The organism is Roseibium suaedae (assembly GCF_900142725.1).
GTDB classification, from domain to species: domain Bacteria; phylum Pseudomonadota; class Alphaproteobacteria; order Rhizobiales; family Stappiaceae; genus Roseibium; species Roseibium suaedae.
The window spans coordinates 599,435-623,440 of record NZ_FRBW01000001.1; the positions used below are offsets into that span (position 1 = coordinate 599,435).

The following is a 24,006-nucleotide window of genomic DNA, read 5'->3' on the forward strand; positions in this document are numbered from 1 at the left end:
GCCAAAAGCCTTGCGTCAGCCGCCTCTTGGCTGATGCGGGGCTGGCCATAACTGCGCTATAGAGCTTGTAGGCGCTGAAATGCGCCGCAGGCTTCATGAATGCAGGGAATGGACATGGCGCAGAAATCAGGTGGCCAGCTTTTGGTCGATGCACTGGAAACCCATGGCGCGGACCGTGTCTTTTGTGTTCCCGGTGAAAGTTACCTCGCGGTTCTGGATGCGCTCTATGACGCATCGATCGCAGTGACCGTCTGCCGTCAGGAAGGCGGCGCGGCGATGATGGCCGACGCCTATGGCAAGCTGACCGGCAAGCCGGGCATCTGCATGGTGACCCGCGGTCCGGGCGCGACCAATGCCGCTGCAGGCGTTCACGTGGCCATGCAGGATTCCACGCCGATGATCCTGTTCATCGGCCAGATCGAGCGCGGCATGCGCGAACGTGAGGCCTTCCAGGAAGTCGATTACCGCCAGATGTTCGGCGGCATGACGAAATGGGTGGCCGAGATCGACCATGCCCACCGCGTTCCCGAATTCATCTCCCGTGCCTATCACGTGGCAACCTCCGGCCGTCCGGGCCCTGTTGTTCTGGCGCTGCCGGAAGACATGCTGGTCGAGATGGCCGATGTGGCCCAGCCCGACCCCTGGCGCCAGGTGGAGACCCATCCGGGTCTGACCGTCATGGCCGATCTGCAGAAGCGCCTTTGGGCTGCCGAGCGTCCGATTGCCATTCTGGGCGGCAGCCGTTGGACGGCCGAAGCCGTTGCCGGCTTCACCCGGTTCGCTGAGCGGTTCGACCTGCCGGTCGCCTGTTCCTTCCGCCGCCAGATGCTGTTCGACAACCTGCACCCCAATTATGCCGGGGATGTCGGCATCGGCATCAACCCCAAGCTTTCCGAGCGGATCAAGGCGTCTGACCTGATCCTGCTGGTCGGCGGCCGCCTGTCGGAAATGCCCAGCCAGTCCTACACGCTGCTGGATATTCCCCAGCCGTCGCAGCCTTTTGTGCATGTGCATCCGGATGCGGAGGAACTGGGCCGGGTCTATCGTCCGTCCCTGGCCATTCACGCCAGCCCCGCCGCCTTCTGCAAGGCTGCAGAAGGCCTGCAGCCGCCGGTCGAGCTCAAGAATTCTGGCGACGCCAAGGCCGCTCATGAGGATTATCTGGCCTGGTCGGGTGCGCGCCCGCAGACCGCAGGCAGCCTCCAGATGTCCGGTGTCATGGACTGGATCGAGGGGCATTGTGCAGATGACACCATCTTCACCAATGGAGCCGGCAACTATGCCACCTGGCTGCACCGCTTTCACCGCTTCCGCAAGTTCGGCACTCAGGCTGCCCCGACCTCCGGGTCCATGGGCTATGGCCTGCCAGGTGCCGTGGCCGCCAAGCTGACCTGTCCAGATCAGGATGTGGTCTGTTTTGCTGGTGATGGCTGCCTGCAGATGACCATGCAGGAATTCGGCACCGCTTGCCAGGAAGGGGCTGCGATCATCGTGCTGGCCATCGACAATGGCATGTACGGCACGATCCGCATGCATCAGGAGCGTGAATATCCGGGCCGCCCGTCCGCAACCAAGCTGGTCAATCCGGATTTTGCAGCCCTTGCCCGATCCTATGGCGCCTTTGCAGAAACGGTCACGACCACAGAGGAATTCGGTCCGGCATTCGAGCGGGCCAAAGCCTCCGGCCTGCCTGCGCTGCTGCATTTGAAGCTCGACCCTGAAGCCATCACACCGGCCCGGTCCCTGACCCAGATCCGCACGGAAGCCGAAGCCAGGCGCTGATCAGTCTTGAAGGGCGCATTTATAATCCCCGGCAGGCGTTGGCGCCTTGCCGGGGTTTTCGTTCAGGCCCGGTTCAGTTCGCAGGTAGGTCGGTCGAGACCGGCAAGGTGACATGGGCAATGCCCGGATCATCCGGAGAGGTTGCGACATGGAAACCCAGAGCCTGGCAGACCGACAGCATGCTGGTGTTTTCCTTCAGCACTTCACCATGAATGGTTTCGATTCCATCCGCCTTCGCATAGCGGATGATGTGCTTCATCAAGGCCCAGCCGAGGCCGATGCCTTTCAGATCGGAGCGGACAATCACCGCATATTCCCCGGACTTATGATCCGGGTCTGAGTGAAGCCGCACAACGCCCAGAAGCTTGCCCGTCTCCGGATCAATGGCGGCGAAAGCCATGGACCGGGCGTAGTCGAGCTGGGTCAGCTGGGCGAGGAAACGGTGATTGAAGTCCTTCACTGGCGCGAAGAAACGCAGACGCAGGTCTTCCGGCGTGACGGACTGGAAGAAGGCGCGGAACAGTCCCTCGTCCTCCGGCCGCACGGGACGCACCAGAACACTCTGCCCATCCTTGACCGTCAGCGTGCCCTCCCACTCCTTCGGATAGGGGCTGATGGCGAGGCGGGACGTGCCGCTTCTGCCCGGGTGATGGATCGGAACGCCAAGGGTCATCCGGGCATCAAGAGCGATCATGCCCTCTTTCTGCAGGACCAGAGGGTTGATATCGAGTTCCCGGATTTCCGGCAGATCACTTGCGATCTGGGAGAGTTTCACCAGCGTCAGGGCAAGGGCTGCCCGGTCGAGGGCAGGGCGGCTGCTGGTGCCGTCGATCAGCCGCGCAATCCGCGTCCGTCCAATCAGCGCGTCCGCCAGATGCAGGTTGAGCGGCGGCAGCTCGACGGCAATATCAATCAGCTCTTCAACGGCCGTTCCGCCTTGGCCGAAAACGAGTGCCGGTCCGAAGACCGGGGTTTCGGCAAGCCCTGCATAGAGTTCAATCCCATGCCTGTCTTCGAGCATCGGCTGCACGGCAACTCCGGTGATCCGGGCGTGCGGGTAGGTCTTTGCGGTCTGATCCAGAAGCTCCTGCGCGGCCGCCTTCACAGCCTCCGGGGTTTCCAGACCGAACCGCAAACCGTCGATCCGGGACTTGAAGGGCAGGTCGGGCGAGATGAGCTTGACCACGCATCGGCCTGATGCGCCAAGCAATGCGCGGGCGGCAAGGCCTGCTTCGGCTGCCGTCGTGCACATGTGCGTTTCGAGGATCGGCACCTGATACGCCGTCAGGATGGCGGCAGCCTCCTTCGGGGACAGGCTGGAGCGGCCTTCCGCCATGGCGCTCTCGATGATCGCGCGGGCGGCGGCCGTGTCCGGTGTGAAGTCCTCCGGCAGGCTTGGCGGCAAGGCCATCAGGAAGTCGCGTGCTTCCGCATCTTGCGCCAGATAGGAGACGGCCCTTGCTGCCTGGGCAGGGCTGGCAAAGCAGGGCACCTTGGCGGCATCCAGCTTGGCCTGCGCTTCAAGATCCGCACCGGCGAGGCAGGCAACGATGGCCTTGCGCCGCCCCGTGCGCCGCTTGTCGTCCTTTGCGGCCGTTGCAATTGCCTCCGCCAGCGCATGAAGCGGCGTGAAGGCCGTCGGGGCATTCACTGTCAGAACCCCATCGGTTGCCGGGTCCCTCAGCAGGATGCCGATGGCTTTCTGCAGCGTTTCCGGCGGCAGGCTTTCCTGCAGAATGAGCGGACCGGTATAGGCCGGATCGTCATGATAGCGCTGGGGGATCTGCTGGTGCAGCATGGGGGCCAGCTGGTCGATGGTCTCATTGGACAGCCGCGCATTGGCGACACCGCTTTCACGCAAGCGCTCTGTTGCAAGGCTGGCAAGACTGCGGCTGTTGGAAAGAAGCGCGATCGCCTTGAGATCCTGTGCGCGGACGCGGGAGAGGGTTTCCACCGCCTCGAACATGGCGTCCAGATCCGCAACCCTCAACATGCCGGAGCGGCGGAAGGCCGCGTCATAGACGAGGTCGGTTGTGGCAAGACGGCCTGCGTGGGTCTGGTAGGCAAGGCCGCTCGGAGGAGCCCGGTGGCCGGAGCGGATGACCACGACCGGTTTGCTGCGGGCAGCAGCTCTGGCGGCGGACAGGAATTTGCGCGGACTGGAAATGGCTTCAAGGTGGATGACGATCGCCCGCGTCCGGTAATCCCGTGCGAAATAGTCAATGAGATCGCCCACATCCACGTCCATGCGTGCGCCAAGGGACACGATGCCGGAAAAGCCGGTCTGGTGGGCGGCAGCCCAGGACAAGGTCGCATTCATCACCGCGCCGGAGCGGGCGAAGAAGGCGATGTCCCCTGCCGCCGGAAGATCGGCGCTGAGCAGCGGGAGGAGACCGAGATGGGGAATGGCGAAACCGAGACTGCCGGGACCGATCAGCCGGACACATTTCTCACGGCTGGCGGTCAGGCATTGATCTAGAAGATCTTGGGGCCAGCTTTCGAAGCCCGAGGACAGGATCAGGATCGCGCGGGTGCCCTTTCCGGCCAGCCTGGCGATCGCATCGGGTGTGTCTTCCGCTGCGCCAAGCCAGATCGCGAGATCGGCCGCGCCCTGCGGGATGTCATCGACAGAAGCGGTGTGCGTTCCCTCCAGCCCGGACAGGTCACCGAGGTCATTCAGGCCGGAAAGGGTGAGGGGCAGTTTCTGTTTGAGGGATGCGAGCCGTTCTGCAAGAGCGGAGAGCAAGGCCTCCGGATGCCGGCTCGGCCCGATCACGGCAATGGAGGTGGGGGCGAAGAAACCATCAAGATTGCGGATCGTCATTGATATGCCTCTGGCGAAAGTGCGTTCTTGCCTGGCCTTGGCTCCTCCCGGGCTCCGGCTCCTGCCCATGATGCTCTGGCCAGACTGAGCGGTCTGGCCAGAGGATTTTTGCTCCGAAATTTCGGAAGGCGTTTGATCAGTGCGCCATCAGAACCGGCACGGTCATGCTGGCAAGGATTTCCCGTGTGGCACCGCCGAACAGGAACTCGCGCATGCGGCTGTGGCCATAGCCCCCCATGACAACCAGGTCGATGCCATGATCAGAGACGTAGTTCAGCAGCGTGTCGGCCACACCGGCCTGCGGATTGGTGACCACGTCGATGGTCACGTCGAGGCCATGGCGGGCAAGATAGGTGGCAATTTCCGCACCCGGCTGACCGCCGCCGCGGGCTTTCTTTTCCACCAGCAGAACGGTGATCTTTTCCGCGCTCGACAACAGCGGCAGAGCGGCATGCACCGCACGGGTTGCCGTGGAACTGCCGTCCCAGCCGATCAGCACATGCTTCGGAGCACCGGTCGGCGCGCCGATGTAAGGCACGAGCAGAACCGGAACGCCGCTTTCAAACAGGATGGTCTCGATCAGGAGATCGCGCATGGGCTCCGGAGAATCCGGGTTCGCCTGGCTGACGGCAACAAGATCAGTCGTGCGGCAGTGCTGCAGCACGCTTTCCAGCGGGCCACCGGTCAGAAGATCGGCAACGCGGCTTTCCGAATTGATGCCGGCGCGGCGGGCCAGTTCGTCAAAGGCACCACGGGCATCCTTGGCTGCGGAAACCGCCTGCTCGTGAGCTGCCTGCAGATAGTCAACGGGCATGGGCGCTGCGGCAAAGGCTGGAACCACGGGCTCAAAGGCCATCGCAAGGCCGGTCACATGGGCGTCGCTGCGGCTTGCCAGGTCCAGCGCGTAGTTGACCGCCGGCTGGCTGCCAGCAAGGTCAATGATCGTGAGAATGTCCTTCAATGCCATGACGGCCTCCTAAAACAGGCGGATCCGGACGGATGCCCGGTTCCTCCACTGAATGAATTCTATGCGCGGGTTCGCTTGTCAGCTTTGACAGGAATCAAACGCCCTGAAGCGTGTGCTCGTCAAGCTATACACGCCATGTGACGCTGACGTGGCCTGCGTCACATTGCCTTCAACGCTTCACGGGCGATGATCAGCCTCTGAATTTCGGAGGTGCCTTCATAGATGGTGGTTATGCGGGCGTCCCGGGCATAGCGCTCCAGCGGGAAGTCCTTGATATAGCCTGCGCCGCCATGAAGTTGCAGGGCCGTGTAGGTCGCCTTTTGCGCGGCCTCCGAGGCAAAGAGCTTCGCCATCGAAGCTTCCCGTGCGAAGGGCTTGCCTGCATCCTTCAGGCAGGCGGCCTGGAGGATCAGAAGCCGCGCCGCCTCCAGTTCGGTTTCCCGGTCGGCGATCATCCATTGCAGGCCCTGCATGGTGGAAAGCGGTTGGCCAAACTGTTGCCGTTCCTTGATATAGGCCTTGCCTGCGGTCATGGCGGCGCGGGCAATGCCCAGAGCAAGGGACGCAACGCCGATCCGGCCGCCGGCAAGTTCGCCGACCGCAATCCGGAAGCCGTCATTCTCCTTGCCGAGGAGAGCGGATGCCGGCACCCGGCAATCCTGGAACAGCACTTCGTTGGTGGCGGATCCGGTCTGTCCCATCTTTTTTTCCGCCTTGCCGATGACAAGTCCCGGCGTGCCCGCTTCGATCAGGAAACAGGAAATGCCCTTGCCCTTCGGCGCGGAAGGATCGGTGACCGCCCAGACGACGAACACGCCCGCATATTCACCGGAGGTGATGTAGAGCTTGGACCCGTTCAGAACATAGTCGTCACCGTCTTTGACGGCGCGGGTCTTCATGGAAGAGGGGTCTGAGCCCGCGGAGGATTCCGTCAGGCAAAATCCACCCGCCGGATAGGTGCCGTCGGTCAGTTTCGGCAGATAGGCTGCCTTCTGATCTTCCGTGCCAACCGCCTGAATGACTTCGCCGACCATATTGGTGACGGACACCGTGACAGCCGTCGACGCGCAGTGTCCGGCGAGCGCTTCCACTGCAAGGGCAAAGCTGACGGCACCGGCTTCCGTCCCGCCATAGTCGGCCGAGACGTTGAGGCCCATGAAACCGTTGTCGGCCAGCTGCTTCAGGTTGGCCAGAAGCTCGGCCCGGCCCTCTCCCCGGTCAAGCGCTTCGGCTACCGGCGCCAGCCTTTCGGCACCAAAGCGGCTGGCGGTGTCGGCAATCATCTGCTGCTCGTCCGTGAGGTTGAAGTCCATCTGTCTCGCTCCCTAGAAATTTTGCGGTAGCGTAGTGGCGGCCTCAGGACTTTGTCCATGTCCATTTTCTCGGCTGAAACGGATCACCGGACCTGCATCAGGGAAATGTCTGTCCGCCGCAGCGGAAGGTCCTGGAGTATACTGCACGAAGGTCGAATAAGAACAATGGCCACAATGTTTTGCGGTTCTGGATCTTGCGGGCTAAGGTGTCCTGCGGGCAACTCTACGTCCGGTCTTTCACCAGCTCTTCGAAAGGGAGCGACGAGCTGGAACACACCGGTGGCCAATCGGCTTGCGCATTGCGCTGCCAGCCGGCTGCCAGTCTTTGCGAGCCGAGGTATCTGGGAGGATATGCATGCTCAAAGCCACGAAATTTACGACTGCTCTGACCGCCACCGCACTTGGTGCGCTGTTCGTGTCCGAAGCCTTTGCAGCGGACGTAACCTGGAACGTTTCGCTCTGGGGCAAACGCCGCGCCTTCACCGAGAATGTCGAGAAGCTGGCTGAGGAAGTGGCCGCAAAGACCAACGGCCGGTTCGAGATCAAGATGGCCTATGGCGAATCCCTGTCCAAGTCGAAAGAGAACCTGGACGGCATTTCATTCGGTGCTTTCGAAATGGCGCAGATCTGCGCCTCCTATCATGCCGACAAGAACCCGACCCTGACCGTTCTGGAGCTGCCGTTCCTGGGCGTGAAGGACCTGGATATGGAAAACAAGGTCAGCATGGCGCTCTATGAGCATCCGGCGGTGAAGAAGGACCTGGCCCGCTGGGATGCTATGGCTTTGATGGCAACGCCGATGCCGCAGTATAACTTCGTCGGCAACGGCGATGTGCCGAAGACCACCAAGGATTTCGAGGGCATGCGCGTGCGTGCGCTTGGCGGCATCGGCGAGCTAATGTCTGCAGTTGGCGCCGTGCCGACCACCGTGACGGCGTCTGAAACCTATCAAGCGATGGAATCGGGCACGGTTCGCGCTGCGTCCTTCGCGCCTCACGCGCATCTGTCGTTCAAGACGGTTGAAGTGGGCACCTGGTGGACCAAGAACATGAACCCGGGCACCGTGCAGTGTCCGGTCGTGGTCAGCATCACCGCCTACAATGCCCTGCCGGACGAGTTCAAGACCGCGTTGAATGAGGCCATTGCCCCGGCGATGGAGCACTACATCGCCACCTACGACAAGGTCTATGAAAAGTGGTGGCCGGAACTTGAGGCCCGCAAGATCCAGCAGATCGAATTCACCGAGGAAGATCTGGCGGATCTGCGCTCCAAGGCGGCTCCCGTCTGGAAGAAGTGGGTTGATGAGATGGATGCCAAGGGCATCCCCGGTCAGGAACTTCTCGACCTGGTCACCAGCACTGTTGGCAACTGAGGGCTTGGCCGAAAGGCCCTGCTTGTCCTTCATTTTCTGCCATCCCCCGGCGCAGACCGCGCCGGGGGCCATCCTTTTGTGAGACCGATCCATGAGAGTTGATGACCGCCCGGTCGTGACTTCCGAAGCCCCGCGCTACCGGATGTTCGACGGCGTCCTTGCAACGGTCGAGGACGTGTTCAATCTGATTGCCGCTTCCAGCATCCTTATCCTGATGCTGATGGCAGTCGCGCAGATCTTCCTGCGCACCCTGTTCAACGCCCCCATTCCGGGTTTCATCGACATCACCGAACAGGCGATGGCGGTGTTCACCTTCATGGGCATTGCCTACTGCCAGCGGGTTGGCGGTCATATCCGCATGGAAATCGTCCTTGGCTCCCTGCGGGGCCGAACGCTCTGGATTGCCGAATTCCTGGGTGTCCTGGTCATTCTGATCGTGGTCGTGACACTGGTGACCGGGTCCTGGTTCCATTTCCTGCGCGCCTGGCAACTGGGGGATTCCACGATCGACATTGGTCTCGCCACCTGGCCGTCCAAGCTGTTGGTGCCGGTTGCTATGACCCTGTTGTGCCTGCGCCTCCTGATGCAGCTATATGGCTATGGGCGCCTGATCGCAGATCCATCCCGTGTTCCGGTCGCCGTGCCGGTCGTCCTGAATGTTGAAGAAGAAGCCCGCCGCGAGATCGATGAAGCCCTTGGTGATGGCACGGATGAGGAGGCGCGGCGATGACCCCGTTTGAAGTCGGACTTCTGATGACCGGCGTCCTGCTGGTTCTGGTTGTCATCGGCGTGCGTGTGGCCTTTGCGGCCGCCTTTGTCGGTGTCGTCGGCCTGATCATCATCTTCACGATGAAACAGGGCTTCGAGCGCGGTTTCTGGACGGCGTTGCAGATGGCGGGAACCATCCCGCATTCCAAGTCCGTGACCTATTCCCTGTCGGTGCTGCCGACCTTCATCCTGATCGGGTTCCTTGCTTTCTACGCAGGTCTGACCAAGCAGCTTTTCGAGGCGTCGAAGCGGTGGCTCGGCTGGCTGCCGGGGGGCATGGCTGTCGGAACGGTGTTTGCGACGGCGGGGTTTGCGGCGGTCTCTGGCGCATCGGTGGCAACGGCTGCGGTCTTTGCCCGCGTCGCCATTCCGGAAATGCTCGCGGTCGGCTACTCCAAGCGGCTCGCTGCCGCGGTCGTTGCCGCTGGTGGTACATTGGCCTCGCTCATTCCGCCAAGCGCGATCCTGGTGATCTACGCGATTCTGGTCGAGCAATCGGTGGGCAAACTGCTGATCGCCGGTTTCGTGCCGGGGATCTATTCGGCGGTGATCTACATCCTGATCATCGTCGGCATGGCGGCCTGGAAGGGCGATGCGCCTGCGATCAAGGGCTTCACCTGGGGTGAGCGCTTTGCATCCATTCCTGGAACCCTGCCGATCCTGGCGGTGGTGGCCATCATCTTCGGCTCGCTTTACTTCGGCGTTGCTACGCCAACCGAGGCCGGGGCGCTGGGCGCTTTCGTCGTGCTGCTGACTGCGATCGTCAAGGGCATGCGGCTCAAGCAGCTGGGACAGGCCCTGCATGAGACGGCCAAGCTCGCGGTCATGATCTTCACCCTGATCTGGGGTGTTCTGGTCTATGTCCGCTTCCTCGGCTTTGCCGGCCTGCCGGATGCGTTCCGCGATTTCATCGTCGCCCTGCCGCATGATCCGATGCTGACGATGGTCCTGATCCTCTGCGCCTATGCGGTGCTGGGCATGTTTATCGACGCCATCGGCATGCTGGTTCTGACCCTGCCAGTGGTCTATCCGGCGGTGATGGCCCTGAATGGCGGCGAAGCCGTCTCGGCGGCGGACAGCGCCTTTGGCATGTCAGGGGAGGCCTGCTCCATCTGGTTCGGCATTCTGGTGGTGAAGATGGCAGAGCTCTGCCTGATCACGCCGCCCATCGGCCTCAACTGCTTCGTGGTCTCGGGCGTGCGTCCGGACATTCCGGTGCAGGAAGTGTTCCGGGGTTGCGTGCCGTTCTTCGTGGCGGATGTGATCACCATCGCGGGGCTGCTTGCCTTCCCCTCGATCATCACCTGGCTGCCGTCACTGATGTAACGCCAAACCCCGGTCCGCGCAGGCACCTGCGCGGACCGGGGTTTGGATAGCGTCTTTCCAAGCCTTGGCGCATTTCCTCGTGATCCCGGTCTTGGTGCTGGCGCACCAAACCGGGATGACAATTTTCAAAGTTTGCTTTGACTTGGTGGAGCCGCAGCCCTTTTAAAACAGGCTCGCCTGACTGCTTGGCTCGGTCTTGGCTGCTGCCTTTTTGGGCTTTGCCGGGGTGGCCTTGGGCGGGGTCTTCGGGGGCTGGCTGCCTTCGCCACTTGCCACCGCATCCACCACGCCATCCGCCAGCTCGATGGATAGAGCCGCGCCGGGAGCGACGCTTGCGGCGGAGCGGATGGGCTGGCCGGTTTCATCGCGCACCAGCGCATAGCCACGGGCCAGCACGTCTTTGTAAGAGAGCGACTTCAGCAGCTTTTCCAGTCCGTCCAGCCGGTCGCGCTGTTTGGAGAGACGGGCCGCATAGGCCCGGTCCAGGCGTTCGGTGAAGGCGGTCAGGCGTTCCGTGCCCAGATGGATCTGCTGGGTCAGGCGGGCAGGGGACAGGCGCGAAGTGACCGCTGCATGCGCCTGCCGTTTCTGGTTGATGGCAACGCCGAGCGCCCGTTGCTGCCGCTCGCCAAGGCCTGTCAGCTTGTCGCCCGCGCTGGTGAGGCCCCGGGTCAGCAGCAGCGGCGACAGGCGCGCGCTGGCATTCTGGTAGTTGCCGCGATGACTGCGGGTGTTCACCGTCAGCGCATGTTCCAGCCGCGTTGCTGCATGATCGAACCGCTGGCGCGGCAGGGCGAGCAATTCCTGCGGGCTAGGAAGGGCGGCACCTGCGGCGCGCAGTTCCGTGCGCCGGGTCGAGATAAGTCTGACAAGACCGGAGGCAAGACGCCGCGACAGGTCGTCTACGGTCGACATGAGTTCAGCTTTGACCGGCACGGCGATTTCAGCCGCGCCCGTCGGCGTCGGTGCGCGCACATCGGCGGCAAGGTCGATCAGGGTCCAGTCGGTTTCGTGGCCAACTGCGGAAATCAGCGGGATCTGGCTGTCTGCCGCGGCCCGGACTACCACTTCCTCGTTGAAACCCCAAAGGTCCTCGATGCTGCCGCCGCCGCGGGCGACAATCAGGAGATCCGGGCGCGGAATGGCCCCACCCGCGGGCAGGGCATTGAAACCGCGAATGCCATTGGCGACTTCCGCCGCACAGGTCTCGCCCTGAACCCGGACAGGCCAGACGAGAACATGGAGCTGAAACCGGTCGGAGATCCGGTGCAGGATGTCCCGTATGACTGCGCCGGTCGGCGAGGTGATCACGCCGATCACCCGCGGCATGCCGGGCAGAAGCTGTTTGCGCTCAGGTGCGAACAGGCCTTCTGCGCCCAGCTTGCGCTTGCGCTCTTCCAGAAGCGCCATCAGGGCGCCCGCGCCCGCAGGCTCGATGGAATCGATGACCATCTGATACTTGGACTGGCCGGGGAAGGTGGTGATCTTGCCCGTGGCAATCACTTCCAGGCCCTGTTCCGGCTGGATCTTCAGCCGGCTGACATTGCCCTTCCAGATGACCCCGCTCAGCACCGAGCGGTCGTCCTTGAGATCCAGATAGATATGGCCGGAGCCCGGACGGGAGATCCGGCCCAGTTCACCGCGCACCCGCACATAGCCAAACGTGTCTTCCATCGTCTTCTTGATGGAAAACGAGATCTCGGAGACGGAAAACTCCGGAGCATTGGTCTGGTTGCTGGTCGCGCTGTCGGTCAAATGAGTGATTCCCTGTTCACGGCCCAAGGTGGCGCCTGCCGGATGGAGGGTCAAGCGGGTGGCATGTCAGGAAAAGCCTTGGACAGGCCCGCGTCCTCCATGGGCATTGAAATTTCGGGGCGTACCGTCCTAATTATGGTCACATGACCCGATATGATTACCGAATGCAGCGTCTTTTTCTCCGTCACATCCTGGCCGATGGTGCTTCCGTCGAAGCGGACCGCGGTCAGGCAAATTACCTCCTCAATGTTTTGCGCTTGTCGGATGGTGATGAAATCCTGGTCTTCAACGGCAGCGACGGCGAGTGGGTGGCCAGCATCCGCGCCACGGGCCGCAAGGCGTGTCATCTGGAACTGAAGAAGCAGGTCCGGCCGCAGGTCGCCCTGACCGATATTCAGTATCTCTTCGCGCCGCTCAAGCATGCGCGGCTGGACTATGTGGTGCAGAAGGCCGTGGAAATGGGCGCGGGGGCGATCCGTCCCGTTTTTACCCAGCATACCCAGACCTCCAAGGTCAATCTGGAGCGCATGGAGGCCAACGTCATCGAGGCCGCCGAGCAGTGCGGCGTCATTGCCGTGCCACCTGTTCTGGAGCCCTTGTCTCTGAAGGATCTTCTGGCCCAGTGGGCGACTGCCGAGCCGGGGCGCCAACTGCTTTTTTGCGACGAGGGCGAGGAAAGCCAGAACCCGCTGGCGGTGCTTGCCGCACTCGCCGAGCGGGGCTGCAAGCAGCTCGCGGTCCTGATCGGGCCGGAGGGAGGCTTTTCGGCAGAAGAGCGCGCCCTTTTGCGTTCTCTGCCCTTCGTCCAGCCCATTCCCCTTGGGCCGCGCATTCTCAGGGCGGACACGGCAGCCGTCGCGGCCTTTGCAGTTATTCAGGCAACCCTGGGCGACTGGCGCTAGGTGAATTCTTCCAGCTTCTATCCCATCAGCAATCCGTGAAGCGCAAATTACGCCTTAACGGTGTCTTGCTTTCACCTCTTCGCATGAATAAATGCCGTAAGCCGTTCACGGATCCGCCTTTGGGGGGCGGTGCCTGACACCAAATCCTGATGTGACCGCCTTGCCGCCTCCGGCCGGGTGTGAGTCTCTGCTGAAAGATGGGAATTCCATATGGCCCGCGATACCGTGGACACGACTCCGATTGAAACCGTTGCTGGCCTGGCGGCAGTCCTCGAAGAGGGATGCAAGCCGAAGGAGTCCTATCGCATCGGCACCGAGCACGAGAAGTTCGGCTTCCACCTCGCCGATCATTCCCCCGTTGCCTATGATGGCCCCAACGGCATCGAAGCTGTTCTGAAGGGCATGGAAGGCTTGCTCGGCTGGGAGCCGATCGAGGACAACGGCAAGATCATCGGCCTTGCCGACACGATTGGCGGCGGTGCGATTTCCATCGAGCCGGGCGGACAGTTCGAGCTGTCCGGTGCCCCTCTGGAAACCCTGCACCAGACTTGCCGCGAGACCAATGCGCATTTGGCGCAAGTGCGTGAGATCGCCGATCCGCTGGGCATCGGCTTCCTCGGTGTCGGCATGACGCCGACCTGGCGCCGCGAAGACATGCCGGTCATGCCGAAGTCGCGCTACGAGATCATGACCCGTTACATGCCGAAGGTCGGCACGATGGGTCTGGACATGATGTACCGGACCTCCACCATTCAGGTGAATCTGGACTTTTCGTCCGAGGCCGACATGGTCAAGAAGATGCGCGTCGGCCTGGCCTTGCAGCCCATCGCAACGGCCATCTTCGCGAACTCGCCCTTCACCGATGGTCAGGTCAATGGCCTGAAGTCCTACCGGGCCCATATCTGGACCGACACGGACCGGAACCGCACCGGCGACCTTCCCTTTGCCTTTGAGGATGGTTTCGGCTTCGAGGCCTATGTGGAGTGGGCGCTCGACGTGCCGATGTATTTCGTCAAGCGCGGCGATACCTATTTCGACGTCACTGACACCACGTTCCGCCAGTTCATGAATGGTGCGCTGGAAGGCCGGGTGCCGGATGCCCGTCCGACCCTCGGTGACTGGAACAACCATCTTGGCACTCTGTTCCCGGATGTGCGCCTGAAGAAATACATCGAGATGCGCGGTGCTGACGGTGGCCCGTGGCGCCGCATCTGCGCGCTGCCGGCTTTCTGGGTCGGTCTACTCTATGATGAGGGCGTGCTGGACGAAGCCTGGCAGCTGGTGCGTGACTGGACCCAGGAAGAGCGGGCTGCCCTGCGCGCCGGCGTTCCCAAGGATGCCCTGCAGACGCCGTTCCGCTCCGGCACGGTTCTGGACATTGCACGTGAGGCAACGGCGCTGTCCCGCAAGGGTCTTCAGCGGCGCGGCCATCTCAGCGATGGCGGCCTCGACGAGACCGTGCATCTGGCCCCCATCGAGGAAGGCCTGGCGGCGGGCATGTGCCCGGCTGACGTGCTGCTCAACCGCTACAATGGCAGCTGGGGCGGTGATCTGAGCCAGATCTACAAGGACTACGCCTACTAGGCTTCGGCACTTAACTCGGCCAAATCAGACTTGCCCGGTGTCTTTTCCGGGCAAGTTGCATCCTCCATTTGACGAGATGCCTCGTAAAGCGGATCATGCTTGCGAGACCATGCGTTAAGAGGCTGCAGTCATGACAGAAAATCCCGGATCCGCATTTCCGCTCGATCTGGCCGCCATTGCGCGAGACATGCAGCAGCGGTTCGGGTGGAGCGAGGGAGATCTGGGTGAGGCCATGCGGCAGCTGATGCCGGCAGCCATGAGCGGCCTGAAGAATTTCGGCCCCTTCGTTCCGTCTCTGCAGCCCTTCCTGGGCAGCTGGCCTTCCCAAGGATCGGCCAATCCCTTTTCCCTGCCTCTGGTCTCTTCCGACAGTTCAGATCACCTTCTGCCCTTCTTCGGTCCGAAGTTCGTGCGGGATGCGGTGTCCGATCAGATCGCCCAGGTCACCGGCCTGCAGCGTGAAGCCATCGCCGAGATGATGCCTGTTGCCGCGACGCTGGCGATGGGCCAGGTCGCAAGGCCCTATCTGCAAGGGGAGGCGCGGGAGCTGCTGGATGCGTTTTTGCGTGGCTACGCCCGTGGCAGGCCCAAGCCGGTTCCTGGCCCCGCCGATTATCTTCAGGGCTATACCCAGGCCATGCAGAGCTTCTGGGCCGGGTTCCTGAAGCCGTTCGAGCGCCAGGAGGCGGCTGTTGAAGAGCCGGAGCCCGAAGAGCTTGAGGATGAGGAAATTGTCCTGCCCGGTTCCGATGCACCGGACGAAGCGGAGGCTGGCGCGGAAGATCCCGAGCAGTCAACGGAGTTCGGCGCCATGGTGTCCGACTGGATGACCGCCGGACGGGACTTCCAGTCCAGCCAGTTCAAGGCATTTGACAGCTTTTTTGAAAAAGCCATCAAGGACATGACTGCCGGACGCTCTTGAGGGACAAATAAAAATGGCCCGCCGGGGGCAGCGGGCCAAGGTGGTCAGCGGGGTCTCGCCGACAGGGTTAGGTGTGCCATGCGGCAAATAGGGACCGGCAGCAGACCGGCAGCGCTTCAGGCTGCCAGATGATCTTCGGTGGCCGGGCGCGCTCCAGGAACGGAACGCGGCGCTTCATAGGCCAGAAGGACAGCGGATTGCGGACGGGCAACCAGGGGCATTTGCCGGGCGCTTTCAGCTGCCTTGGTCAAAACCACGGCTGGATCGGACGATAGGGGCGCGCGCAAGGCACATCGAACATCGCTCCGTGTCAGGCCGATGTCCAGCAGCTGCTCGTCGGTCAGATGAGACAGACGGTTTACCTGACGGCGGTTCTTCAGGACGGTCCACACACGGGCAACCTTGGCCCAAAACGTGGCGGTCTGGCTGTTGGTCGTGGTCGATGTCATGGTTCTACTCCTGAAGGACGGCGGCAAGTGCCGTCGGGTTCCTGGCGGTCTTTTGGGGCAGCACTCGCCGGGAACGCGCGGACCATGTCTGATCACTCTGCATTAATCCAACGAATGTTTTTTATATGACCAATCGGTTTTAGTTATGCCTTTGCGGCTACTGTGGGATGCGGGGCAGGAACTGGCGGAAATGCGGGGCTTGGCAGGTCTCATGCCTTGCGCCGGTCTTCGCGCCGTTCCTGCTGTCCGCCGTTGGTTACGCGCCAGACCGGGCAAGGGCGGCGGGTGCGGATGGGCGTTTGCTGTTGCCTCGGCGTTCGCTTCTGGCCTCTTTCAGACTGTGACTCGAATCGAGCAGCAGCGGCTGAGAAAGGGCGGAAACGATATCGGTCCGGCACAGGCCGATGTCGCTGAGTTCATGGTCGCTCCAGTGGGCAAGCTGGCGGACGGCCCGCCGGTTGCGCTGGACTTCGATAAGGCGGCTGACCTGCGCAGTCATGCGCAGCAGCCAGTTTGACTGTCTGGTCATCGCTGGTGCTCCAGGCACGGTCCTTTTGGAGGGAACGGTGCCGGTTCGGTTTGGAGGGTTGGGAACGAGGTGACTATGCACATGCAAAGAATGATTTCACAAACGAATGTTTTTAATGATATTCATATGAAAAATTGATGAGAGGCTTCCGCCATGCTTGATCTCGACCAGCTTCGTACATTCGTGGCGATTGCCGAATGTGGCAGTTTCACACGCGCCGCCGAAACCGTGCACAAGACACAGTCTGCGGTGTCCATGCAGATGCGCCGACTGGAAGAGCGGATCGGACGTCCGATCTTCGTTCGTGATGGGCGCATGTCACGTCTGACGGAAAACGGCGAACGCCTGCTTCATTACGCCCGCCGGCTGGTGCAATTGAATGACGAGACGCTGGCGGCTTTCGATGAAAGCGAAGTCTCCGGTTTCGTGCGTCTGGGAACGCCGGATGATTATGCCGACCGGTTCCTGCCGGAGATCCTGGCCCGGTTTTCCCGCTCCAATCCGAAAGCCGAAGTCAGTGTGGTCTGTGCACCCACGCCCAACCTGTTCGAGCAGGTGGCCGAGGGCGAACTGGATGTGGCGATCGTCACCCATGTTCAGAAGAAGGGCCGCAAGGGAGCGGATGTGATCCGGCGGGAACCCTTGCTCTGGGTCGCCTCTGCCCGTCATGCGGTGGAAAACGAGAACCCGCTGCCGCTTGCGCTTGGACGTGCCGATTGCGACTGGCGCCGGGCTGCACAGGCTGCACTTGCTGCCGCCAACCGGGAGAACCGGCTGCTTTATTCGAGCTGGAATTCCACGGCCGTCGGCGCGGCCGTTCTGGCAGGCCTTGCGGTGTCGGTTCTGCCAGAGTCAGCCCTGCGGTCAGGCATGAGGGTCCTGTGCGAGGCCGATGGCTTCCCGAAGCTGCCCGATTGCGAAATCGGGGTGCTGCGGTCCTGGCGTCAGAACACCCGGGTGATTGAAGCGCTGGTGGAACACATTATCTCCTCACTCGACAACTTGTCGGTTCCGCAGGCTGCCGAGTGAGAGAAAGTCTCTAGCGGAAGTCTCAGCCGCGAAGGTCTTGCAGGATTGTTCCGGCTTCCGCTGCTTCCTGCTCGTGGGAGGCTTCCTTCCAGGGCTCTTTCAGTGCGGCCTGATACCAGTCCTGCATGACTGGCAGTGCGAGAATGCGGTCCACATAGGCGGATGCTTCAGCAGAGAGGGCCGGGCTGTAGGTCTGGGCCCGGAAGACAACCGGCGCGAAGAAGGCGTCCACGGCCGTGAAACGGTCTCCGGCCAGGAAAGGACCGCCGAACCGCGACAGGCCTTCACTCCACAATTGGTCGATGCGCGCCCAGTCCTTCAGCAGCGCAGGTGTCCAGTTTTGCACTTCGATGCGCAAGGCGCAGTTCATCGGGCAGAGATTGCGAAGATCGGAGAAGCCGGAGTGCATCTCCGCAGCCGCGCAGCGGGCAAAAGCCCGTGCCGTGCGGTCTTCTGGCCAGACACCGGGGAAGCGGTCGGCGATATATTCGACGATGGCGAGCGAGTCCCAGACCTTGAGGCCATCGTCCTCAAGCATGGGCACCCTGTTGTTCGGAGAGAGAGCCTTCAGCTCATCCCAGGTGTCGCCATAGAAGGAATAGAGCTTTTCCTCGAAGGCAATGCCGAGATGCTGCATGAGAACCCAGGGCCGCAAGGACCAGGAGGAATAGTTCTTGTTGGCGATGTGAAGGCGCATGATTTTGTTCCAGGAATTGGACTGAGGTCAGGACTTGCTGCGAAGCATCAGGATATTGCCTGCAATGACGCAGACAAGGCCCGCAAGAGCTGCAGCGTTCCAGTGATAGTCTTCAAAGACGGTCGAGACTGAGAGAGCAATCACCGGGAAGATGACGGTTGCATAGCCTGCACGGGCGGATCCGATGCGGCCGAGAAGGGTCAGATATGAGCCGAAGGCGATGACCGAGGCGACGATGGCCAGATAGACCAGGCTGCCGAGATAGGCGGGGGTCATCTCGACCGAGAAGCTGCTGCCGCGCAGGGCGGCAAAGCATCCCAGGAACAAGGCGCCATAGAGCATACCCCAGGTGGTCGCAGCGGTGACCGAAATGCCGATGCGCTGGGTCGAGGCGGAGACCATGTTGCCCAGGCAGAAGGAGAGCGTACCGAGGGAACAGAACAGCAGCCCGAGCAGCGCATCGCCGCCCACATCGGTCTTGGCAATCTGTGGCTCGAACATCAAGGCGATGCCGCTGAAGCCGATCAGACCTGCAATCAGGCTGCGGGTTCCGGGGCGCTGGCCGAAGATCAGGAACCCGAGAAAGAGGTTCAGCACAGACGCCAGCGAGAACACCACGGCCAGAAGGCCTGACGGCAGCAGGCTCGCGCCGAAATAGAACAGGGTGAAGTTGGTCGAGAAGAGCAGGGCACCCAGGGCCGCAAAGCGGATGTGGGTGCGCAAGGGATAGGCGAGCTTTTCCCGGCGGATAAGGCTCCAGCCAACCATCACCAGGGCCGCCAGCACGAAGCGCCAGAACACCGAGACTTCCGGAGCGACGGTTCCCACCTGTCCGCGGATCGCGATCCAGCTGAAGCCCCAGGCAAAGACCGTCATGCCATAGAGACTGTAATCGCGGGCAGTAAGGCCGTCGCTGGGCGCGCGTCCGGCAGAAAGGGCAAGGCTCATCAGGGCATCCGTTGCAGAAGATCGAAGCGGATCCTGCGCCCGGTTATTGTTCAACGCAAATGATAGTTTGTGAAGTATCCATCAGGGATTCTGAAGCCCCAATGTCGCCGAGGGATGCCAGATCGGGGAAAAGCCAGCGCTCAGTGCCTGCACGGTTGCGAGCGGGGTGAGCACGTCAATCTCTTCATTCCCGAAAGGAAGCTGGCCGGAAAGGGGGAGCTCATATCCTGTTTCGGTCCAAAGCAGCCATCCTCCTGCATGCCTTGCATGCGGGCGGCCATTGATCATGGCCATGACAGCTTCGGGCAGGGCTCCTGCCTTAAGACGCGTCCTTTTCTGCGATTGGCCGGTCAGCCGGTCTGCATGGAGAAGCTTGTCCATCTGGTCAGCGCCAGCCGGTTCCTGAAGGTGGTTGCCCGCCGAGAAGGCTGCCTGATAGGCCAGCGCATCGGCGCGCCTGCATTCGAAACAGGGCCGGTGACCGGCAGTAAGGGCGGTGACTTCATCCAGGAAGAACAGTTCCGTATAGCCCTCCCCCATCACGGTTCGCTGCCGGCTTCTGAACTCCAGTGTGCAGCAGATCCAGCGCCGGGAGACATGGCTCTTGCGGGTCAGCTTTTGCGTCTGCGGGTCATGCATCCGGCCTCCGCGGTTGCCCATCAAGAGACCGCGCTGGGGGATGGCGGCGATTTCACCGGTCGGCAGCACCCGGTTTTGCAGCGGCTGTTTCATTCTTTGGTCCGGGTCGGAGGAAATGAAAAATGGCCGGGCGTTTCCACCCGGCCTTTCGATGTCAGAGAACCAGATTGTGGCGGCCAACCTTCTTGATGTCGGTCTCTCCGCACAGGCCCATGGTGATGTCGAGTTCCTTGCGGATGATCTCCAGGGCCGTGGTGACGCCGGGGCGGCCCAGAGCGCCCAGACCGTAGATATAGGACCGGCCGATGAAGGTACCCTTCGCGCCCATGGCCATGGCCTTAAACACGTCCTGACCGGAGCGGATCCCGCCGTCCATGTGGACTTCGATCTTGTCACCGACCGCATCGACGATTTCCTTGAGCACGTCGTAGGAGGCCATCGCACCGTCGAGCTGACGGCCGCCGTGATTGGAAACGATGATGGCGTCTGCGCCGATCTCCGCGGCAATCTTGGCATCCTCGACATCGTTGATGCCCTTGAGGATGAGCTTGCGGTTCCAATGCTTCTTCACCCACTCCACGGAAGACCAGTCAAGGGTCGGATCGAACTGGCTTGCGGTCCATTCTGACAGGGACGCCATGTCTTCGACGCCCTTCACATGACCGTGGATGTTGCCGAACTGGCGGCGCTTGGTCTGCAGCATGTTCCAGCACCAGCGGGGCTTGAGGGCCAGATCCAGCAGCACCCGCGGGGTCGGCTTCGGCGGCGTGGAAAGGCCATTCTTGATGTCCCGGTGGCGCTGTCCGAGAACCTGCAGGTCAAGGGTGAGGCACAGGGCCGAGCAGTTGGCGTTGAGCGCGCGCTGCATCAGGGATTCAGAGAAGCCCCGGTCGCGCATGACATAGAGCTGGAACCAGAACGGCTTGCTCGTGTGTTCGGCCACGTCCTCGATCGAACAGACCGACATGGTGGTGAGGGTATAGGGAACGCCGAATTTTTCCGCCGCCTGTGCTGCCAGTATCTCGCCGTCTGCGTGCTGCATGCCGGTGAGGCCCACCGGGGACAGGGCGACCGGCATGGTCACCGGCTCACCGATCATTGTGGTGGCAAGGCTGCGGTTGTCGATGTTCACGGCAACGCGCTGGCGCAGCTTCTGGCGCTGGAAGGCGGCCTCGTTGTCGCGATAGGTCTCCTGGGTCCAGGAACCGGTGTCTGCATAATCATAAAACATTTTCGGAACACGCCGCCGGGCGAGAGCCTGCAGATCGGCGATGGAAGTGATCGGAGCCATGGTGTGTCCTTTGAGGCTGAGAAGTCGAAATGAGGGTCAGGATGAGCCGCGTGCGCGGCGTTTCGGGCTGGCGGGCGACGGCGAGGCTTCGCGCTGAATGCGGCGCAAATCCGCGAGCGACTGGCGGGATGCGTTCTGTTCCGCTGCTGCAAGGGCTGCCTGAACGTAATCGATATGTTTGCGGGAGGCCTCGCTGGCTCCGTCTGCATCGCCATCGAGAATGCAGCGGGCAATCTCCTTGTGCTGGGCGAGCAGATCGGTGCGGGCGCCATCGGGATCATACAGCCGCTGGCGGTTTAGAATGACGCCATTGGCCAGCAGTCTGTAGCAGGAGCGCATGGCGTGAAGCAGGATCAGGTTGTGGGCGGCTTCACTGACGGTCTGGTGAAACTCGATGTCGAGTTCGGCCTCCAGATCATGATCTCCGGCCTCATAGGCCGCATCCATGCGGGCAAGGATGCTTGAGAGGCTCGCCCGGTCAGCCTCTGTCGCCCGGTTGGCTGCGTGCCTGGCTGCGGTGGCCTCTATGTCCTTGCGGAATTCCAGATAATCGGCGGTGGCTGAAGGATGGCGCTCGATCAGCCCGATCAGGGGTTCGGAGAAGATCGGGCCGATGACATCGGCAATGAATGTGCCGCCGCCCTGACGGCTGGCGATCAGGCCGCGGTCTTCCAGATCTTTCAGGGCATCGCGAAGAACGGGGCGCGAGACATCGAGGTCCAGGGCGAGATCCCGTTCGGCTGGCAGCCTGTCCCCGGGGCGCAGCACGCCGTTGAGCACCAGTTCTTCAAGCTGAAGCACCACTGCGTCTGCGGTCCTTTGATGATCGACTTTCCTGAACATGATCTCTGAGCTGTGTTTCCGGCCACTTTGATTGGCCGTCTTCGCGAGTGACTAAACAGGAGCTTGCAAAATTGGTCAATAAATTTGTCCAATTCTCAGTGATTGAGATTCCCGGTCAAAATGCCGCAAACCGCCCGTAAAGTTCGTGATGACAAGCGGTTCCTCCTATGCGCAGGCTTACGTTACGGACGGTAAGGCTCACACGACAGGCTCAAGCCTGCGAAATTGCATTGAGGGGGTTGCATGGGGCTGGGGGAGCGAAGCTCGGGAGACCATTTTCCGGCGTTTGACTGCCATGACTTGCGGGAGGCCGCGCTTGGCGAAGTGCATGCGCGGCCATTCCGGCCGATCAAGGGAGCCAGCACGGTTCTCCACTATGCCTTCATCACCAATTCGGATGAGGCCTCCGAGGATCATGCCTGGTTTTCTGATTTCTGTTCTGCCCAGGGGGCGCCCGGACCAGGGGCGTCTGCGCGCTATCACACGCTGTCCATGAGCAGCGGATTGCTCAGTTGGGAGAGGCATACGGAATTCGTCACCTACACTTGGGAAGGGCCGGCGGGAAAGGAGCCCTTTGCAGCTCTGCCGGTGTCGCATCCCTTCGGTGCGGCGTTCCGGGCTCCGGGCGCCATGCTGGTGGCAACACGGCTTGATCTGTTTCCATCCGAGGCAGGTGGCGACTGGCGGCGGCACTACGATCCGGCCAGCCTGACAGTTTTTCACGTTGAAGGCCGTAGCGCTCTGGCTGCAACAGACTTCCGCCCGGATGGAAACGGCATGACCCGGATCCTGGTGCTTACCGAAGGCATGAATGCGGTACAGGCCGGGGCGGCGGTTCAGCGCCTTCTGGAAGTCGAGACCTACCGGATGCTGGCCATGCTGGGCCTCTTCGAGGCGAACCGCCAGCAGCCGGAGGTCAGCCGGATCGAGCGTGAACTGGTTCAGCTGACCAACCGGATGCGCGACAGTGCCGGTCTGGACGACAACAAGTCCCTGCTGGATCAGCTCTCGCGGCTGGCAAGCTCTCTGGAAGCGGGGGCAGCTGAAAGTGCCTATCGCTTTGGCGCAAGCCGGGCCTATTATGACATCGTCCTGGCCCGTCTGACGGCCCTGGATGAGGAGCCTGTGCCCGGCGATCTCAGCATGTCCGCCTTCCTCAGCCGGCGGCTGGCGCCAGCCATGCGCACCTGCCATTCGGTCGAGGACCGGCAGGCGAATCTCTCGCGCAAGCTTGCCCGTGCCTCCACATTGCTGCGGACCCGTGTGGATGTGGATCTGGAGCAGCAGAACCGGAGCTTGCTGGAATCGATGAACCGGAGGGCACGTCTGCAATTGCGTCTGCAGCAGACGGTCGAGGGCCTGTCCGTGGCCGCCGTCAGCTATTACGTGGTCGGCCTGATCTCCTATCTGATCAAGGCGGCCAAGGAGGCGGGGCTGCACATGCCCAATCCCGCCGTGGCAACGGGCCTGGCCGTTCCGGCCGTCGTTCTCCTGATGTGGTACACGGTCCGGCGCATCCGCAAGCATCATGCCGAAGAGGATGAGGCAGGCTGACAAGAACAAAAAAGGCCCGCCTTTTTGGCGGGCCTTTGTATGTCTCGAACCCGGCTTGCGCCGCTGTTCTTACTGCGCCTTGCCGTCGGCGCCGAAGGTCTTGAGGTAGGCGATCACGTCCGCGCGCTCGTCTTCCTTCTTCAGACCTGCAAAGGCCATCTTGGTCTTGGGGACCATGCCCTTAGGGTTGGCAAGATAGGTGTCCAGCTCTTCAGCGGTCCAGACGTGGCCTTCGTCTCCCTTTTCCTTCATGGCAGGGGAGTACTTGTAGTCGGCAACGGAAGCTGTGGTGCGGCCAACGATGCCGTTCAGCTCGGGACCGACCTTGTTCTTCGCGCCTTCGCCAACTGCATGGCAAGCGGCACACTTCTTGAAGACCTTTTCGCCTTTGGCCGCGTCGCCATCAGCAAAGGCGTGCGTGGTCAGGGCCAGAACGGCACCAGCGACCATCATCATTCGCTTCATGTAATTCTCCCTCGTGTCTCGTCCGGGGACCAGATCAGCCGATCCAT

The 24,006-nt window shown here is 61.9% G+C and carries 21 protein-coding genes; 9 read left to right on the forward strand and 12 right to left on the reverse strand.

What is annotated here, in order from left to right; genetic code table 11:
• The first annotated feature begins 114 nt into the window (after positions 1-114).
• Positions 115-1,782, forward strand: a complete 1,668-nt coding sequence (locus BUA94_RS02715) for a thiamine pyrophosphate-binding protein (protein ID WP_175557981.1) — start codon at positions 115-117, stop codon at positions 1,780-1,782.
• Positions 1,783-1,855: 73 nt separating this feature from the next.
• On the opposite strand, the gene BUA94_RS02720 is transcribed toward BUA94_RS02715, so the two are convergent.
• From BUA94_RS02720 to BUA94_RS02730, 3 genes are all read right to left on the reverse strand, one after another.
• Positions 1,856-4,606 carry a bifunctional acetate--CoA ligase family protein/GNAT family N-acetyltransferase gene (locus tag BUA94_RS02720; RefSeq protein ID WP_073008471.1) on the reverse strand — a complete coding sequence of 917 codons (2,751 nt, stop codon included), beginning with the start codon at positions 4,604-4,606 and terminating at the stop codon, positions 1,856-1,858.
• 136 nt (positions 4,607-4,742) lie between these two features.
• Positions 4,743-5,573, reverse strand: coding sequence for a universal stress protein (locus BUA94_RS02725; protein WP_073008474.1), 831 nt, complete (start codon positions 5,571-5,573; stop codon positions 4,743-4,745).
• A gap of 158 nt (positions 5,574-5,731) precedes the next feature.
• Positions 5,732-6,886, reverse strand: coding sequence for an acyl-CoA dehydrogenase family protein (locus BUA94_RS02730; RefSeq protein WP_073008479.1), 1,155 nt, complete (start codon positions 6,884-6,886; stop codon positions 5,732-5,734).
• A gap of 355 nt (positions 6,887-7,241) precedes the next feature.
• On the opposite strand from BUA94_RS02730, the gene BUA94_RS02735 reads away from it, so the two are divergent.
• From BUA94_RS02735 to BUA94_RS02745, 3 genes are all read left to right on the forward strand, one after another.
• Positions 7,242-8,258: a C4-dicarboxylate TRAP transporter substrate-binding protein gene (locus tag BUA94_RS02735; RefSeq protein ID WP_073008482.1), complete on the forward strand. Its 1,017-nt coding sequence runs from the start codon at positions 7,242-7,244 to the stop codon at positions 8,256-8,258.
• 91 nt (positions 8,259-8,349) lie between these two features.
• Entirely contained in the window at positions 8,350-8,988 is a 639-nt protein-coding gene (locus BUA94_RS02740) for a TRAP transporter small permease subunit (protein WP_073008484.1), read from the forward strand.
• On the forward strand, positions 8,985-10,352 hold the full coding sequence (locus tag BUA94_RS02745; RefSeq protein ID WP_073008486.1) for a TRAP transporter large permease: 1,368 nt from the start codon (positions 8,985-8,987) through the stop codon (positions 10,350-10,352). The genes BUA94_RS02740 and BUA94_RS02745 overlap by 4 nt, the downstream gene beginning before the upstream one ends.
• A 162-nt stretch (positions 10,353-10,514) precedes the next feature.
• Here the strand turns inward: BUA94_RS02745 and xseA are convergent, their stop codons facing one another.
• Positions 10,515-12,107 (reverse strand): exodeoxyribonuclease VII large subunit, encoded by a 1,593-nt coding sequence (gene xseA, locus BUA94_RS02750; protein WP_073010741.1) that lies wholly within the window; start codon positions 12,105-12,107, stop codon positions 10,515-10,517.
• A gap of 164 nt (positions 12,108-12,271) precedes the next feature.
• On the opposite strand from xseA, the gene BUA94_RS02755 reads away from it, so the two are divergent.
• The 3 genes from BUA94_RS02755 (at position 12,272) to BUA94_RS02765 (ending at position 15,515) form a co-directional block, all read left to right on the forward strand.
• Positions 12,272-13,009 (forward strand): 16S rRNA (uracil(1498)-N(3))-methyltransferase, encoded by a 738-nt coding sequence (locus BUA94_RS02755; protein ID WP_408011906.1) that lies wholly within the window; start codon positions 12,272-12,274, stop codon positions 13,007-13,009.
• 210 nt (positions 13,010-13,219) lie between these two features.
• Positions 13,220-14,593, forward strand: a complete 1,374-nt coding sequence (locus tag BUA94_RS02760; protein WP_073008493.1) for a glutamate--cysteine ligase — start codon at positions 13,220-13,222, stop codon at positions 14,591-14,593.
• 130 nt (positions 14,594-14,723) lie between these two features.
• Positions 14,724-15,515, forward strand: coding sequence for a DUF937 domain-containing protein (locus BUA94_RS02765; RefSeq protein ID WP_073008496.1), 792 nt, complete (start codon positions 14,724-14,726; stop codon positions 15,513-15,515).
• A 116-nt stretch (positions 15,516-15,631) separates the two neighbouring features.
• Here BUA94_RS02765 and BUA94_RS02770 read toward each other — a convergent pair whose 3' ends face one another.
• Positions 15,632-15,964 carry a DUF1127 domain-containing protein gene (locus tag BUA94_RS02770; protein WP_073008499.1) on the reverse strand — a complete coding sequence of 111 codons (333 nt, stop codon included), beginning with the start codon at positions 15,962-15,964 and terminating at the stop codon, positions 15,632-15,634.
• Positions 15,965-16,220: 256 nt separating this feature from the next.
• A complete protein-coding gene (locus BUA94_RS02775) occupies positions 16,221-16,493 on the reverse strand; it encodes a DUF1127 domain-containing protein (protein WP_073008502.1) in 273 nt (90 codons plus the stop codon).
• Positions 16,494-16,646: 153 nt separating this feature from the next.
• On the opposite strand from BUA94_RS02775, the gene BUA94_RS02780 reads away from it, so the two are divergent.
• A complete protein-coding gene (locus BUA94_RS02780) occupies positions 16,647-17,522 on the forward strand; it encodes a LysR substrate-binding domain-containing protein (protein WP_073008505.1) in 876 nt (291 codons plus the stop codon).
• A gap of 22 nt (positions 17,523-17,544) precedes the next feature.
• On the opposite strand, the gene BUA94_RS02785 is transcribed toward BUA94_RS02780, so the two are convergent.
• The 5 genes from BUA94_RS02785 to BUA94_RS02805 all read right to left on the reverse strand — a co-directional run bounded on the left by BUA94_RS02785 (position 17,545) and on the right by BUA94_RS02805 (position 21,901).
• Positions 17,545-18,222, reverse strand: coding sequence for a glutathione S-transferase family protein (locus BUA94_RS02785; protein ID WP_073008508.1), 678 nt, complete (start codon positions 18,220-18,222; stop codon positions 17,545-17,547).
• 24 nt (positions 18,223-18,246) lie between these two features.
• Positions 18,247-19,167: a DMT family transporter gene (locus BUA94_RS02790; protein ID WP_073008511.1), complete on the reverse strand. Its 921-nt coding sequence runs from the start codon at positions 19,165-19,167 to the stop codon at positions 18,247-18,249.
• Positions 19,168-19,248: 81 nt separating this feature from the next.
• On the reverse strand, positions 19,249-19,899 hold the full coding sequence (locus BUA94_RS02795) for a hypothetical protein (RefSeq protein WP_073010743.1): 651 nt from the start codon (positions 19,897-19,899) through the stop codon (positions 19,249-19,251).
• A 61-nt stretch (positions 19,900-19,960) separates the two neighbouring features.
• Positions 19,961-21,097 (reverse strand): alpha-hydroxy acid oxidase, encoded by a 1,137-nt coding sequence (locus BUA94_RS02800; protein WP_073008513.1) that lies wholly within the window; start codon positions 21,095-21,097, stop codon positions 19,961-19,963.
• 36 nt (positions 21,098-21,133) lie between these two features.
• Positions 21,134-21,901, reverse strand: a complete 768-nt coding sequence (locus BUA94_RS02805; protein WP_235860440.1) for a FadR/GntR family transcriptional regulator — start codon at positions 21,899-21,901, stop codon at positions 21,134-21,136.
• Between the two features lie 282 nt (positions 21,902-22,183).
• On the opposite strand from BUA94_RS02805, the gene BUA94_RS02810 reads away from it, so the two are divergent.
• A complete protein-coding gene (locus tag BUA94_RS02810) occupies positions 22,184-23,494 on the forward strand; it encodes a DUF3422 family protein (RefSeq protein WP_073008519.1) in 1,311 nt (436 codons plus the stop codon).
• Positions 23,495-23,563: 69 nt separating this feature from the next.
• Here BUA94_RS02810 and BUA94_RS02815 read toward each other — a convergent pair whose 3' ends face one another.
• Complete coding sequence (locus BUA94_RS02815; RefSeq protein WP_073008523.1) at positions 23,564-23,959, reverse strand: c-type cytochrome; 396 nt, start codon at positions 23,957-23,959, stop codon at positions 23,564-23,566.
• Positions 23,960-24,006 lie beyond the last annotated feature (47 nt).

Excerpts from the sequence above, each read along its gene's own strand:
- BUA94_RS02725 (WP_073008474.1), bottom strand. The coding sequence starts at position 5,573 with ATGGCATTGAAGGACATTCTCACGATCATTGACCTTGCTGGCAGCCAG.
- BUA94_RS02720 (WP_073008471.1), bottom strand. The coding sequence starts at position 4,606 with ATGACGATCCGCAATCTTGATGGTTTCTTCGCCCCCACCTCCATTGCC.
- BUA94_RS02735 (WP_073008482.1), top strand. The coding sequence starts at position 7,242 with ATGCTCAAAGCCACGAAATTTACGACTGCTCTGACCGCCACCGCACTT.
- BUA94_RS02775 (WP_073008502.1), bottom strand. The coding sequence starts at position 16,493 with ATGACCAGACAGTCAAACTGGCTGCTGCGCATGACTGCGCAGGTCAGC.
- BUA94_RS02755 (WP_408011906.1), top strand. The coding sequence starts at position 12,272 with ATGCAGCGTCTTTTTCTCCGTCACATCCTGGCCGATGGTGCTTCCGTC.
- BUA94_RS02760 (WP_073008493.1), top strand. The coding sequence starts at position 13,220 with ATGGCCCGCGATACCGTGGACACGACTCCGATTGAAACCGTTGCTGGC.
- BUA94_RS02745 (WP_073008486.1), top strand. The coding sequence starts at position 8,985 with ATGACCCCGTTTGAAGTCGGACTTCTGATGACCGGCGTCCTGCTGGTT.
- BUA94_RS02810 (WP_073008519.1), top strand. The coding sequence starts at position 22,184 with ATGGGGCTGGGGGAGCGAAGCTCGGGAGACCATTTTCCGGCGTTTGAC.
- BUA94_RS02800 (WP_073008513.1), bottom strand. The coding sequence starts at position 21,097 with ATGGCTCCGATCACTTCCATCGCCGATCTGCAGGCTCTCGCCCGGCGG.
- BUA94_RS02765 (WP_073008496.1), top strand. The coding sequence starts at position 14,724 with ATGACAGAAAATCCCGGATCCGCATTTCCGCTCGATCTGGCCGCCATT.
- BUA94_RS02780 (WP_073008505.1), top strand. The coding sequence starts at position 16,647 with ATGCTTGATCTCGACCAGCTTCGTACATTCGTGGCGATTGCCGAATGT.
- BUA94_RS02730 (WP_073008479.1), bottom strand. The coding sequence starts at position 6,886 with ATGGACTTCAACCTCACGGACGAGCAGCAGATGATTGCCGACACCGCC.
- BUA94_RS02795 (WP_073010743.1), bottom strand. The coding sequence starts at position 19,899 with ATGAAACAGCCGCTGCAAAACCGGGTGCTGCCGACCGGTGAAATCGCC.
- BUA94_RS02715 (WP_175557981.1), top strand. The coding sequence starts at position 115 with ATGGCGCAGAAATCAGGTGGCCAGCTTTTGGTCGATGCACTGGAAACC.
- BUA94_RS02770 (WP_073008499.1), bottom strand. The coding sequence starts at position 15,964 with ATGACATCGACCACGACCAACAGCCAGACCGCCACGTTTTGGGCCAAG.
- BUA94_RS02740 (WP_073008484.1), top strand. The coding sequence starts at position 8,350 with ATGAGAGTTGATGACCGCCCGGTCGTGACTTCCGAAGCCCCGCGCTAC.
- BUA94_RS02790 (WP_073008511.1), bottom strand. The coding sequence starts at position 19,167 with ATGAGCCTTGCCCTTTCTGCCGGACGCGCGCCCAGCGACGGCCTTACT.
- BUA94_RS02815 (WP_073008523.1), bottom strand. The coding sequence starts at position 23,959 with ATGAAGCGAATGATGATGGTCGCTGGTGCCGTTCTGGCCCTGACCACG.